The organism is Pseudomonas sp. SH10-3B (assembly GCF_019891415.1).
In the GTDB taxonomy this organism is placed as follows: Bacteria; Pseudomonadota; Gammaproteobacteria; order Pseudomonadales; family Pseudomonadaceae; genus Aquipseudomonas.
The window spans coordinates 211,861-224,902 of the sequence record NZ_JAFLXD010000002.1; the positions used below are offsets into that span (position 1 = coordinate 211,861).

The window sequence follows — 13,042 nt, forward strand, 5'->3', positions numbered from 1 at the left end:
GATAATTGTTACAGCGAGACTCAGAAAGTAAGCCAAGTGCACGCGGATTAAAACCCCGGGGAGCGCGCGAAACTTAACGCCAGCCGTACAGGTCATTAGCTCATCGTGCGTTCAGCCGTTGAACGCCCACTCCCTGAAGACTGTGCCATGGCCAACACCGCCGACCTGCGTAATACCCTGTCCCTGGATGGCCTGAATTTTTTCCTGGCGGATGTACGCGACGGCCTTGGCCCTTACCTGGCCATCTACCTGCTGGCGGTGCACAAGTGGGACCCGGCCAGTATCGGCGTGGTCATGACGCTGGCAGGTATCGCCGCACTTATCACCCAGGGCCCGGCGGGTGCATTGATCGACCGTACGCGCAGCAAACGCGCGGTGGTTGCGATTGCCGCCCTATTGGTGACCGGCAGTTGCCTGCTGTTGCCTTTTGTCAGCTCCTTCAGCCTCGTCGCCTTGACCCAGGCGGCCAGTGCCGTCGCCGCTTCGGTGTTCGCGCCAGCGATCTCCGCGATTTCCCTGGGCATCACCGGGCCACGCGCCTTTACTCGCCGCACCGGGCGCAATGAGACCTTCAACCATGCCGGCAACGCGGTGGCTGCGTTGCTGGCCGGTGGCCTGGCGTATCTGTTTGGGCCGGTGGTGGTGTTCTACCTGATGGCTTTTATGGCGGTGGCCAGTGTCGTCGCGGTCAGTTGCGTCTCGGCCAAGGCTATCGACCATGAGGTCGCCCGCGGCTTCGACCCCGCCCACTCAGTCGATCACGAGCAGCCGTCCGGGCTGAAAGTCCTGCTGGCCAACCGCCCGCTGTTGCTGTTCGCAATCTGCTGCGCCCTGTTCCATTTGGCCAATGCCGCCATGCTGCCGCTGGTCAGCCAGAAGCTCTCGCAGATCAACCTGCAGATGGCCACGCCGCTGACCTCGGCCTGCATTGTCGCAGCGCAATTGGTGATGGTGCCGATGGCCTGGCTGGTGGGCAGCAAGGCCGACGTGTGGGGACGCAAACCGCTGCTGCTGGCCGGCTTCATGATTTTACCCCTGCGTGGCGTGCTCTATACCTTATCCAGCGATCCCTATTGGCTGGTGGCCGTGCAAATGCTCGACGGTATCGGCGCGGGGATCTTCGGTGCGTTGTTCCCGGTGATCGTCAAGGACCTGACCCAGGGCACCGGGCGCTTCAATGTCAGCTTGGGGGCGATCTCAACCGTGTTTGGCCTGGGCGCAGCATTGAGCAGCAGCCTGGCCGGTTTCGTGGTGCAACAGGCGGGCTACAACGCGGCATTCCTCACCCTGGCCGGTGTGGCTGGCGTTGCGTTGGCACTGTTATGGCTGGCAATGCCAGAGACCCTGGCGAAACCCGTCTTCGCGCCCCACGCCTCTGCTGCCTGATATGAACGACGCCAAGAACTGTGCAGACGAAATCCGAGCGGGCGCCAAATTTCGGCCCAAAAAAAGTCTCACCCACTTTCGGTGAGCTGACCCAGCGTTTGATTGCTGGGCCAGAAGCGCAAGTTATAGCAGTACAGTGGACAGCATTCCCAAGGCTCCCAAGACGAACCCGATAAGGGCGCCTCGTCCTGGTGCTTCATGAAACAGCGACCAGACCACCAAGGGCTCAAGCAGCAACAAAGAGGTGACGGAGACCACGGTGACGATCCAGATATCACCGACAGCAACGTACCCCAGCCAATACGCACCCAACAGACAAAGCCCTGCAAAACACATCAGCACAACAGGAAGGACGAACCCTTCCCATGAACCATTTCCTGTCTGGGCAAGCTTGGCGGTGACCACCTCACTGTAGATTGCACAAAACTCGCCGAGCACCATCAACCCTAGAGCAGAAACTCCGAGTAGTTCTTTGGACATATCAAAAACTCCTTCGTATTCAGCGCAATATTTTTCAGCTCCCAGCCAGCGATGCCGCAGCCCAGGAGTTCGTTGCAGTGATACGAAGCAGCCTTGAACAGGCCTGAATTACCGAAGTGCTTTTCCATGCTCATATCCTTCATAGGGGGTGAGTCTTGGCGTCCACATTGGGGACGCGTGGCGATCATACGTTCCGCTATCCGTTCTGAACAACCCGCCACCTTGGGGTGACCAAGCGCCACATGAGATTGAAGGCGCTCAACATCCGTCGTCGGCCGCCATACAACTGTCGCCTGACATATGCGACAATGCGCGCCAAATTCCAACACACATCCCCCATTTTTTGCTCAGCGACCGGGTTTCGCGCCTTGATGTCGCTGTTGATGCATGCCTGAAGGCTCCTGCCGCCACGCTCGCAACCCATTGATAGGTAAAGTAATTGATCTCCACAGCTAACATCACCATGCAGTTCGGCGCCAAGCCGCTCTTTGAGAACGTCTCGGTCAAGTTCGGCGCCGGCAACCGGTATGGTCTGATCGGTGCCAACGGTTGCGGCAAGTCGACCTTCATGAAAATCCTCGGCGGCGACCTCGATCCGTCCGGTGGCCAGGTCATGCTGGAGCCGAATGTGCGCCTGGGTAAGCTGCGCCAGGACCAGTTCGCCTACGAAGAATTCACCGTGCTCGACACCGTGATCATGGGTCACGAGGAGCTGTGGAAGGTCAAGGCCGAGCGCGACCGTATCTACTCGCTGCCGGAAATGAGCGAAGACGACGGCATGGCCGTGGCCGAGCTGGAAACCGAGTTCGCCGAAATGGACGGCTACACCGCCGAATCCCGCGCCGGTGAACTGCTGCTGGGCCTGGGTATTCCCCTGGAGCAGCATTTCGGCCCGATGAGCGAAGTGTCTCCGGGTTGGAAATTGCGTGTACTGCTGGCTCAGGCGCTGTTCTCCGATCCTGAAGTGCTGTTGCTCGACGAACCGACCAACCACCTGGACATCAACACCATCCGCTGGCTGGAAAACATCCTGACCCAGCGCTCCAGCCTGATGATCATCATCTCTCACGACCGTCACTTCCTGAACAGCGTGTGCACCCACATGGCTGACCTGGACTACGGCGAGCTGCGCCTGTTCCCGGGCAACTACGACGAGTACATGACCGTGGCGACCCAGTCCCGCGAGCAACTGCTGTCGGACAACGCCAAGAAGAAAGCGCAGATCTCCGAGCTGCAATCCTTCGTCAGCCGCTTCTCGGCAAACGCCTCGAAAGCCAAGCAGGCAACGTCCCGTGCCAAGGCGATCGACAAGATCCAGCTGGCCGAGGTCAAGCCTTCGAGCCGTGTGAGCCCGTTCATCCGTTTCGAACAAACCAAAAAGCTGCACCGCCAGGCGGTCATCGTCGAGCGCATGGCGAAAGGTTTCGACGGCAAGCCGCTGTTCAAGGACTTCAGCTTCCAGGTTGAAGCCGGCGAGCGCGTGGCGATCATCGGCCCGAACGGTATCGGCAAGACCACCCTGCTGCGTACCCTGGTCAACGAACTGACCCCGGATGCCGGCAGCATCAAGTGGACCGACGCCGCAGAACTGGGCTACTACGCCCAGGACCACGCCAGCGACTTCGAAACCGACATGAGCCTGTTCGACTGGATGGGCCAGTGGACCCAAGGCGAACAAGTGATCCGTGGCACCCTGGGCCGCATGCTGTTCTCCAACGACGAAATCCTCAAGTCGGTCAAGGTGATCTCCGGTGGTGAGCAAGGCCGCATGCTGTTCGGCAAGCTGATCCTGCAAAAGCCGAACGTGCTGATCATGGACGAACCGACCAACCACTTGGACATGGAATCCATCGAGGCGCTGAACCTGGCGCTGGAGAACTACCCGGGCACGCTGATCTTCGTCAGCCATGACCGTGAGTTCGTATCGTCCCTGGCGACGCGCATCATCGAGTTGAGCGCCAATGGCGTGATCGACTTCAGCGGCACCTACGACGATTACCTGCGCAGCCAAGGCGTAGTGTTCTAACAGCAGCGACCTGAAACCCTGGAACATGCTCGTTGTGGCGAGCGGGCTTGTTGTGGCGAGCGGGCTTGCCCCGCGTTGGGCTGCGCAGCGGCCCTGAAAACGAACACCGCGTTTTGCCTGGCAGAATGCGGTGTTTTTTATTGGGGCTGCTGCGCAGCCCAACGCGGGGCAAGCCCGCTCGCCACAGTAAGCGTGCTCATCACACCAAGCCCACTCCCACCGGCAAGCCTCTTCATCAGTCAAAGTAGTTAGGCTGCTTCCTTTTCCCCCAAGCCCTTGCCATGATGCATTCACCGCCCGCCCGCGAACGAGTGCCCATGTCCGACGCAGCCCCCTCCTCCTTGTCGATCACCCTGCAGATCGTCTCCATCGTCTTCTACACCTTCATTGCCTTTATCTGCATCGGCCTGCCGATTGCGGTAATCCCAGGCTATGTACATGAGCAACTGGGCTTCAGCGCGGTGGTGGCCGGGATCACCATCGGTTCGCAGTACCTGGCGACCCTGCTCAGCCGTCCCATGGCCGGGCGCATGTCCGACAACGTCGGCACCAAGCGCGCAATTGTGCTGGGGCTGGCGGGCATCCTGATCAGCGGTGTGTTGACGTTCTTCGCCACCTTGTTAGAGAGCATGCCCAGCCTGAGCCTGGGGATTCTGATCGTCGGCCGGCTGTTGCTGGGTGTGGCCCAGGGCCTGATCGGCGTGGGCACCATCAGTTGGTGCATGGGCCAGGTCGGTGCCGAACATACGGCACGCTCGATTTCCTGGAATGGCATCGCCTCCTACGGTGCCATCGCCATTGGCGCGCCGCTGGGGGTGGTGATGGTCGCCGAATATGGCTACACCAGCCTGGGTATCGCGCTATCGGTATTGGCGGCGCTGGGCCTGGTGCTGATCCGCAATAAACCCTCGGTGCCGGTAGTGCGCGGCGAGCGGCTGCCGTTCTGGGCGGTGTTCGGGCGTATCGCGCCCTTCGGCGCCAGCCTGTGCCTGGCCTCCATTGGCTACGGCACCCTGACCACCTTTATCACCCTGTATTACCTGAGTCGCGGCTGGGTCGGCGCGGCTTACTGCCTCACGGTGTTTGGCGTGTGCTTTATCCTGGCGCGACTGGTGTTTATCTCGGCAATCAGCCGTTTTGGCGGCTTCACGGCGGCGATTGCCTGCATGATCATCGAGACCTTGGGCCTGACGCTGCTGTGGTTGGCACCCTCCACCGGGGTGGCTCTGATCGGGGCGGGGCTGACGGGTTTTGGTTTGTCGCTGGTGTACCCGGCGCTGGGCGTAGAAGCCATCAAGCAAGTGCCCAACAGCAGTCGCGGGGCGGGCCTGAGTGCGTATGCGGTGTTTTTCGACCTGGCCCTGGCGATTGCCGGGCCGTTGATGGGCGCCGTGGCGCTGAACCTGGGTTATGGCTGGATCTTCTTCTGCGCGGCACTGTTATCGGTCACGGCACTGGGCGTGACCTTGCTGCTCAAGCGCCGCGCTTACTGATCGGCGGTCTGCAAGCCGGCGCGGGTGGTCTGGCCGAGGGTGTGGGTGAAAAAACGCCCGGCTTCGGAGATCAGGTCGCGGTGGATGCCTTCACGGTCGACGCCATCGGCATCGGTGCAGATCGCCGGCATGGCGGCCAGTTGATCGCTGTCACACGGGGCCATGAACACGAAGTGCCCTGCCCCCGCCAGCAACTTGAAGTCCGGCGGCTCCGGCAGCTTGCGCGCCAGGGCGGCGGCGTTCTTGTCTACCGCCACCAACTTGTCGCCGTCGCCGCTGTAGAGCAGCACCGGCACATGCACATCGGCCAGGGTATGGCGGCCGAACATCAGGCTTAACGGCGCCATCAACATCAGTGCGTGGATACGCGGGTCGGATTGCGGTTGCAGGTCGTCACGGTCCACCACCAGCTCGCCTTTGGTGGTGCAGGCATCACGATCTTCGGGACGTTCCTGGCAATAGCGGCGCAGGCGATCGAAGTCCGGCTTTGCCCCCGCCAGGATCAACGCGGTCTCGCCACCGGCCGAATAACCGATAACCCCCACCTGGTCGACGTTGACGAATGGCGACAGCATCGGGTCGGCCAGGGTGGCGGTGATCGCTTCGGAAATCTGGATCGGCCGGCCGTAGAGATTACTCACCGTGCCCAGGCGGCTGTGATCCTTGTAGTTATCGCCAGGGTGCAGCACCGCGACCACCACAAAGCCTTTGCGCGCCAGCGAGGTGGCCAGGTCATGCAGGGCCAATGGCGTACCGGTGTTGCCATGGGACAGCATCAGCATCGGGAAGCGGCCAATGGCAATCTTGGAATCTTCGGTGGCAGCGACGTGATAGGGACCCAGTTGCGTGCTGTGTTCATCGTCGGTGGACGGGTAAAACGCCACCGCCTTCATCGGCTGCAGATCCAGCGGGTCGAGAAACGTCATGCGATGGAAGCCCACACTCCAATGGGGGTGCGGCGCAGGCGCGGCGTGCACTGAAATCAGGCCGCCGAGGAGGGAAAGAACCATAACGGCACAAAGACGCATCATGAGGATGTCCACCTTTGCTGTGTAACCACGTTCAACACCCGCGGCATGTCTATTTGAAAAGTCCATGGTTCAAGGCACTCGCATCGGGTGATAAACCCATGCGTGCATAACCTGGGCCAAAGTAATGACAGCGGGTAAACGAAAAAACTCCGTACTCCAATCGATTTAAGGCGATCAGAATACAGAGTTTAGGCGCACGGCTTCAGATTGAAACCGCGCAGAGGCGAAATTTACACAAGTCTTACGCGGCGGCGAACAATTGTTCGTTGATGACTACGTTGGCATCGCTCAAGGCTTTTGCACGCACTTCATCACCGTAGGCCAGGCCTTCGGCACGCACGATTTCAATATCGGTAATACCGAGGAAGCCAAACAGCAGTTTCAGGTAGCCTTCATGGGCTGCGCCAGACGCTTGCCCGGCGTGCATGCCACCGGCCGTGGACACGATAATGACTTTCTTGTTGCCGCACAGGCCTTCCGGACCGGCTTCGGTGTAACGGAAGGTCTGACCGGCGACGGCGATGCGGTCGATCCAGGCTTTCAACTGGGTCGCGATGGTGAAGTTGTACATCGGCGCACCGATCACAACCGCATCGGCGGCGAGGAACTCAGCCAGCGACGATGCGCTCAGTTCGGCCTCATGCTTTTGCGCCGCATCACGCAATTCGGCAGCGGTGCCCAAGGCCCCCAGGGTCGCGCCGGAGAAGTGGTTGATGCCTTCGCTGGCGAGGTCACGGTAGGTCACTTCCACACCTGGCTGGGCCGCTTGCCAGGCCTTGACGACGCCAGCGCTGAGCTGACGGGAAGCCGAGTTGTCGCCGAGAATGCTGGAATCGATGTGCAACAGTTTCATGGTGGATCTCCGAGGTGGGATCGACAGGGGCGATCAGATGGCGGTGATGCTACGCATGAAACCAATAGTCGATAAGCCGGCTTTAATGCGATAGTTTGTCCCACTGACAGGACAATAGGCCCAGCATGCAAGACCTCAACGACCTCTACTATTTCGCCAAAGTCGTCGAAGCCGGCGGCTTTGCGGCGGCCGGGCGGCTTTTGGGGATTCCCAAGTCGCGTCTGTCGCGGCGCATCGCCGAGCTGGAAGAGCGCCTCGGCGCACGCCTGCTGCAACGCACCACGCGGCAACTGACCCTGACCGCCGTGGGCGAGCGCTACCTGCGCCATTGCCAGGCCATGCTGCTGGAAGCGGAAATGGCCGATGAGGCCGTCGCCAGCATGTCCAGCGAACCACGCGGGCGGCTGCGGGTGAGCTGCCCGGTGGGCATGGCACAACATATCCTGCCGGAGGTGGTGGCCGGATTTCTCGCCGCGCACCCCCAGGTCCAACTGGAGATGACCCTGGTCAACCGCCGCGTCGACCTGGTCGCCGAAGGCATCGACGTAGCGCTGCGCGTGCGCGAACTCGGTGATGAAGACCCACTGCTGGTCACCAAGCGCCTGCGCCAGGCCCAGACCGTGCTGGTCGCCAGCCCCGCACTGATGCTCGGGCGCCAGGTGAACACCCTCGACGACCTCAAGCAACTGCCGATACTCGGCGCACTGGAGGCGGATCGCCTGGTGCACCAGCGCATCCTCGACCCCCAGGGCAAACCCCACGACTTGGCGATGGAAGCCCGCCTGGGCATCGACGACTTTATCGTGCGCAAGACCAGCGCCATCATGGGCCTGGGCTTTACCGTACTGCCGATGATGTATTGCGAAGAGGAATTGGCCAGCGGCCGCCTGGTGCAACTGCTGCCGCAATGGTCATTGCCGGGCGGTTGGCTCCAGGCCGTCTACCCGCATCGCCGTGGCGTGCTGCCTGCGATTCGCGCCTGGATCGATTACCTGGAAGAAGGCTTTAAAAGCTGTGGAGACCGCTTGCTATGAAGATGACCGAAGCGCAAGTTGCGACGTTCTGCCTGAGCCTGCCCGGCGCCCGGGAAGACTACAAATGGGGCGGCGTGCGGGTGTTCTCGATCGCCGGCAACAAGATGTTCGCCCTGCAAAACCTGCGCGGTGATTCGCTGGCGTTCAAGGTCGACAAGGAATTGTTCCTCGGCCACGTGGACCGCCCTGGCATCCACCCGGCGCCGTACCTGGCACGCGCGCAGTGGATCATCATGAACACGCCCTACCCGCTGGGCGCCGAGGAACTGCGCGGCTTGTTGCAGCGCTCCCACCAGTTGGTGGTGAGCAAGCTGCCCAAGCGCACGCAGGTCGGCTTGCTGCTAGAGAACTGACAGTAGCGTGCCGCCGAGGAACAACTGGTCCAGCCAGAACACCTGGTGCAACAGCACGATCACCCAGAACAGCACCTGGTAAGACACCTTGCGCGTCTTGTGCCGGAACACCTGCTGGGCAATCAATGCCCCCGGCCAACCGCCCGCCAGCTCCACGGCGTGGAGGATGTTCTCCGGGGTGCGCCAGCTGTCGGTGCGGGCCTTGCGCTTGTCGCTCCAATACAGGAAGAACGCCAGCACGCTGACCACGCCGTAGGCCGCCAACGGAAGTACCGTTTCACCGCGCAGCCACACCAACACCGAACCCACCAGCGGCGCCGCGCACAGCAGCACAAAAATCGCCGCTTTCAGGCGTGGGTGCTGAATCATCATGCCTTGGCCGCCGCCCAGTCGATCCAGCCGAATTGCCAGGTCGCCAAGATCAGCAGGCCGAACGCGATGCGGTACCAGGCAAACGCCGCATAGCTATGGCTGGCAATGAACTTGAGCAGGCCCTTGACCGCAATCATCGCGAAGATGAACGAGGTGACGAAGCCGATGGCAAACACCGGCAGGTCCGCCGGCTGGAACAGGTCGCGGTACTTGTAGCCCGAATACACCGCCGCACCGACCATGGTCGGCATGGCCAGGAAGAACGAAAACTCGGTGGCAGTCTTGCGCGACAGGCCGAACAACAGGCCGCCGATGATGGTCGAGCCGGAGCGCGACGTACCCGGGATCATCGCCAGGCACTGGGCAAATCCGACCTTGAGCGCGTCTTTCCAAGTAATGTCATCGACGCTTTCGGCGTGCACTTCATGCTCGCGGCGCTCGGCCCACAGCATGACGACGCCACCGATCACCAACGCGGTGGCCACAGTGATCGGGTTGAACAGGTAATGGTGGATCAGGTCGGCAAAAATCACCCCCAGCACCACGGCCGGCAGGAACGCGATCAGCAGGTTGAGCGTAAAGCGCTGGGCGTTGCGCTGAGTCGGCAAACCGGTCACCACATCGAGGATCTTGCGCCGGAACTCCCACACCACCGCCAGGATGGCGCCCAACTGGATGATGATGTTGAACGCCATGGCGCGCTCACCGCCGAAGTCGAGCAAATCGGCGACGATAATCTGGTGGCCGGTGCTGGAGATCGGCAGGAACTCGGTGAGCCCCTCCACCACGCCCAGTATCAATGCCTGAATGGCGGTCCAAAAATCCATGCTTCCCCCAAAGGTCATGCCCTGTGGCATGCCTTATCAATCTTTTTAATGGTTCACTGACGAGCGCACTTAAGTGCCCGGTGTTGACCATGGTCAACACCGGTCTGCAAAAATTCTGTGAAAAATCAGGCAGTACTCAGGTTTTACGGTTTCAGGCCGAAAGCCTATCAGACAAGGCGTAAAAGTCGATGCGACGCCCACAATTATAAAAAGCCCGGAGTGACAGGACGATGAACAGTTTGCGCAATATGTCGATCAGCCGACGCCTCTGGATGATCCTGATCGTCGCCGTGCTGATGCTGATGGCCCTGGGTTTGCTGATGCTCAAGCAGATCCACGACGACCTGTACCAGGCCAAGCGCCAGCAGACCCAGCACGTGGTCCAGACCGCCAGCGGCATCCTGACGTTTTATCACAGCCTCGAAACCACCGGCGTGATGACCCGCGAAGCCGCACAAAAACAAGCCCTGAGCGCGGTGCGCGGCTTGCGCTACGACCACGACGACTATTTCTGGATCAACGACCTCACACCCGTGATGATCATGCACCCGGCCAACCCCAAGCTGGACGGCCAGAACCTCTCGGCCATCCGCGACCCCGACGGGTTTGCCGTGTTCAACGAGTTCGTGATCCTCGCCAAGGCCAAGGGCGCCGGCATCATCAACTACCGTTGGCCGAAGCCGGGTGCGGAGGCGCCGGTGGCGAAAACCTCGTATATCCAGTTGTTCGAGCCGTGGGGCTGGATCATCGGCTCCGGCGTGTATGTCGATGATGTGCAGGCCGAGTTCAACAGCCAGGTGTGGAAAGCCTCGTTTATCGTCTTGGGCATTGCGCTGGTAATGGGCCTGCTGGTGTCGCTGATTGCCCGCAGCATCGTGCGCCCGTTGCAGGACGCGGTGAACGCCATGGGCAATATCGCCAGCGGCGAAAGCGACCTGACCCGCAGCCTCGACACCCACGGCCGCGACGAGGTTACCCAGCTGTCCCAACACTTCAACAGTTTTACCGCCAAGCTGCGCCAGGTAGTGGGCCAGTTGCAGGTGTGCGCCAATGCCTTGGGCCAGTCCTCCACGGAGCTGGGCAACAACGCGACCCAAGCCCATGACCGCAGCCAGCAACAGTCCCAGCAGATGGAACTGGTGGCCACCGCCATCAATGAAGTCACCTACGGCGTGCAGGACGTGGCCAAGAACGCCGAACACGCCGCCAGCGAAATGCGCGACGCCCAGGCCCAGGCGCAGCAAGGCCAGGTCAATATCGACAGCAGCCTGCAGCAGATCGACCAGCTCTCCACCACCATCAGCCAGGCCGTGGAAGTGATCCGCACCCTGTCCAGCGAAAGCACCCAGATCGGTGGCGTGCTGGAAGTGATCCGCTCCATCGCCGACCAGACCAACCTGCTGGCCCTCAACGCCGCCATCGAAGCCGCACGCGCTGGGGAACAAGGCCGTGGCTTTGCCGTGGTGGCCGATGAAGTCCGCCTGCTGGCCCAGCGTACGCAAAAATCCACTGCCGAGATCCAGGCGATGATCGAGCGCCTGCAAGGCCACTCGGAAGCGGCGGTCAAGGTGATCAGCGACAGCCACAGCGCCTCGCAACTGACCATCGAACAAGCCGGCCAGGCCGGTGCCAGCCTCACCGCCATCGGCCAGGCGCTGCACAACCTCAATGGCCTGAACGCGTCGATTGCCAGCGCCACCCTGCAACAGGCCCATGTGGTGGAGGACATTAACCAGAACGTCACCCAGGCGGCGAGCTTGTCCCACAGCACCGCATTGGCAGCGGAGCAGTCCAGCGTCGCCAGCGTGCATTTGCGCGGGCTGAGCGAACAACTCGACAGCCTCTTGCGCCAGTTCAAGGTCTAACACCGCTCCAAATGTGGGAGGAGGCTTGCCCCCTCCCACATTTGCCCCCCGATGTTTTGAAGATTGCGTACCTCTGGTTACAATCCCCGCCCTCTCCCACTCTCCCAAGGATCCGCCATGTCCGGGCTTGAACTGTTCGCCGCCGCCCTGGGGGTGATCGCTGTCTGGCTGACGGTCAAACAGAATCCCTGGTGCTGGCCCATCGGCCTGGTGATGGTGTTGCTGTACACCTGGGTGTTTTATGACGTGAAGCTCTATTCCGACATGCTCCTGCAAGTGGTCTACGCCGCCCTGCAAGTCTACGGCTGGTGGCAATGGACCCGCGCCGGCGAGGTCAAGCAAGGACGCCAGGTCACCCGCCTGGGTTGGCCCGCAATCATGACCAGCCTGGCCATCGGTGCGGTCGGCAGCTTGCTGCTGGGGGCTGCGATGGCGCACTGGACCGACGCAGCGCAACCCTGGCTGGATGCGGCTCTCACCGGTTTCAGCCTGGTGGCGCAAATGTGGATGGCGCAAAAACGCGTGCAATGCTGGCCGCTGTGGATCGCCGTGGACGTGATTTTCGTCGGGCTGTTCCTCTACAAGGGCTTGTACCTCACTGCTGCGCTCTACGCACTGTTCACCGTGATCGCCGTGCAAGGCTGGCGTGAATGGCGCGCCGACCCGGCGTTGCGCGCATGAAGGTGGTGGTCCTGGCCGGTCCCGAGTCCAGCGGAAAAAGCTGGCTGGCTGCCGAGTTGCACGCGCATTTCGGCGGGCTGATGGTCGGTGAATACGTGCGGTATTTCATCGACCAGCACCAGCGCGACACCCGCCTGGCGGATATCCCGGCCATCGCCCATGGCCAACTGGCCTGGGAAGATGCCGCCCGCGCCCAACAACCGCGCCTGCTGGTCCTCGACACGCACCTGCTGACCAACAAACTGTGGAGCCAGACCCTGTTCGGCGACTACCCGGCGTGGCTCGACGATGAACTGCTGGCGCGTCACTACGACCTGCACCTGCTGCTGTCGCCGGACGATGTGGAATGGACCGCCGATGGCCAACGCTGCCAGCCGGAACTGGCCGACCGCCAGGCGTTTTTCCAGGGCAGCCTGGCGTGGATGCAGGAGCATCGACAGGCGATGGTGGTGATTCGGGGGGATTGGGAGGAGCGCCGGATCGCGGCGTTTACAGCGGTAGAGCAACTGCTCGCCCAACCCCTGTAGGAGCGAGGGGGACGCCTGGTTCTTGCTCGCGAAAAACCCAAGAACACATCGGGGCATCAAGTACCCCGCGTTATCGTTGACGATCTTCGCGAGCAAGCTCGCTCCTACAGGGAA

At 61.4% G+C, this 13,042-nt stretch carries 14 protein-coding genes; 8 read left to right on the forward strand and 6 right to left on the reverse strand.

Annotated elements, in window-relative coordinates:
• Positions 1-147 precede the first annotated feature (147 nt).
• Complete coding sequence (locus J1G35_RS02905) at positions 148-1,386, forward strand: MFS transporter (protein ID WP_223013395.1); 1,239 nt, start codon at positions 148-150, stop codon at positions 1,384-1,386.
• Between the two features lie 123 nt (positions 1,387-1,509).
• On the opposite strand, the gene J1G35_RS02910 is transcribed toward J1G35_RS02905, so the two are convergent.
• Entirely contained in the window at positions 1,510-1,827 is a 318-nt protein-coding gene (locus J1G35_RS02910) for a hypothetical protein (protein ID WP_053130406.1), read from the reverse strand.
• 5 nt (positions 1,828-1,832) lie between these two features.
• On the reverse strand, positions 1,833-1,994 hold the full coding sequence (locus J1G35_RS02915) for a hypothetical protein (RefSeq protein ID WP_168208991.1): 162 nt from the start codon (positions 1,992-1,994) through the stop codon (positions 1,833-1,835).
• Positions 1,995-2,305: 311 nt separating this feature from the next.
• Here J1G35_RS02915 and J1G35_RS02920 point away from each other — a divergent pair, with 311 nt between their 5' ends.
• On the forward strand, positions 2,306-3,892 hold the full coding sequence (locus J1G35_RS02920; protein WP_082340930.1) for an ABC-F family ATPase: 1,587 nt from the start codon (positions 2,306-2,308) through the stop codon (positions 3,890-3,892).
• A gap of 317 nt (positions 3,893-4,209) precedes the next feature.
• Entirely contained in the window at positions 4,210-5,385 is a 1,176-nt protein-coding gene (locus tag J1G35_RS02925; protein WP_053130402.1) for an MFS transporter, read from the forward strand.
• Here the strand turns inward: J1G35_RS02925 and J1G35_RS02930 are convergent.
• A complete protein-coding gene (locus tag J1G35_RS02930; protein WP_223013397.1) occupies positions 5,379-6,416 on the reverse strand; it encodes a dienelactone hydrolase in 1,038 nt (345 codons plus the stop codon). The genes J1G35_RS02925 and J1G35_RS02930 overlap by 7 nt on opposite strands.
• A gap of 241 nt (positions 6,417-6,657) precedes the next feature.
• Positions 6,658-7,269: an FMN-dependent NADH-azoreductase gene (locus J1G35_RS02935; RefSeq protein ID WP_053130394.1), complete on the reverse strand. Its 612-nt coding sequence runs from the start codon at positions 7,267-7,269 to the stop codon at positions 6,658-6,660.
• A gap of 125 nt (positions 7,270-7,394) precedes the next feature.
• Between J1G35_RS02935 and J1G35_RS02940 the strand changes: the two genes are divergently transcribed.
• Together J1G35_RS02940 and J1G35_RS02945 are read left to right on the forward strand one after the other, a co-directional pair.
• Positions 7,395-8,303, forward strand: a complete 909-nt coding sequence (locus tag J1G35_RS02940; RefSeq protein WP_053130392.1) for a LysR substrate-binding domain-containing protein — start codon at positions 7,395-7,397, stop codon at positions 8,301-8,303.
• Positions 8,300-8,656 carry an MmcQ/YjbR family DNA-binding protein gene (locus tag J1G35_RS02945; protein ID WP_090404843.1) on the forward strand — a complete coding sequence of 119 codons (357 nt, stop codon included), beginning with the start codon at positions 8,300-8,302 and terminating at the stop codon, positions 8,654-8,656. Before J1G35_RS02940 ends, J1G35_RS02945 begins: the two co-directional genes overlap by 4 nt.
• Here the strand turns inward: J1G35_RS02945 and J1G35_RS02950 are convergent.
• Together J1G35_RS02950 and J1G35_RS02955 are read right to left on the reverse strand one after the other, a co-directional pair.
• The gene (locus tag J1G35_RS02950; protein WP_053130387.1) at positions 8,645-9,028 is read right to left on the reverse strand and encodes a DUF1294 domain-containing protein; all 384 of its coding nucleotides are present in this window, start codon (positions 9,026-9,028) and stop codon (positions 8,645-8,647) included. The two genes, J1G35_RS02945 and J1G35_RS02950, sit on opposite strands and share 12 nt — an antisense overlap.
• Positions 9,025-9,855, reverse strand: a complete 831-nt coding sequence (locus tag J1G35_RS02955; protein ID WP_053130479.1) for an undecaprenyl-diphosphate phosphatase — start codon at positions 9,853-9,855, stop codon at positions 9,025-9,027. Before J1G35_RS02955 ends, J1G35_RS02950 begins: the two co-directional genes overlap by 4 nt.
• Positions 9,856-10,085: 230 nt before the next feature.
• Here J1G35_RS02955 and J1G35_RS02960 point away from each other — a divergent pair, with 230 nt between their 5' ends.
• From J1G35_RS02960 to J1G35_RS02970, 3 genes are all read left to right on the forward strand, one after another.
• Positions 10,086-11,720, forward strand: a complete 1,635-nt coding sequence (locus tag J1G35_RS02960) for a methyl-accepting chemotaxis protein (protein WP_223013398.1) — start codon at positions 10,086-10,088, stop codon at positions 11,718-11,720.
• 117 nt (positions 11,721-11,837) lie between these two features.
• Positions 11,838-12,401 carry a nicotinamide riboside transporter PnuC gene (pnuC, locus tag J1G35_RS02965; RefSeq protein ID WP_053130383.1) on the forward strand — a complete coding sequence of 188 codons (564 nt, stop codon included), beginning with the start codon at positions 11,838-11,840 and terminating at the stop codon, positions 12,399-12,401.
• Entirely contained in the window at positions 12,398-12,928 is a 531-nt protein-coding gene (locus J1G35_RS02970; RefSeq protein WP_223013453.1) for an AAA family ATPase, read from the forward strand. Before pnuC ends, J1G35_RS02970 begins: the two co-directional genes overlap by 4 nt.
• The last annotated feature ends 114 nt before the right edge of the window (positions 12,929-13,042 follow it).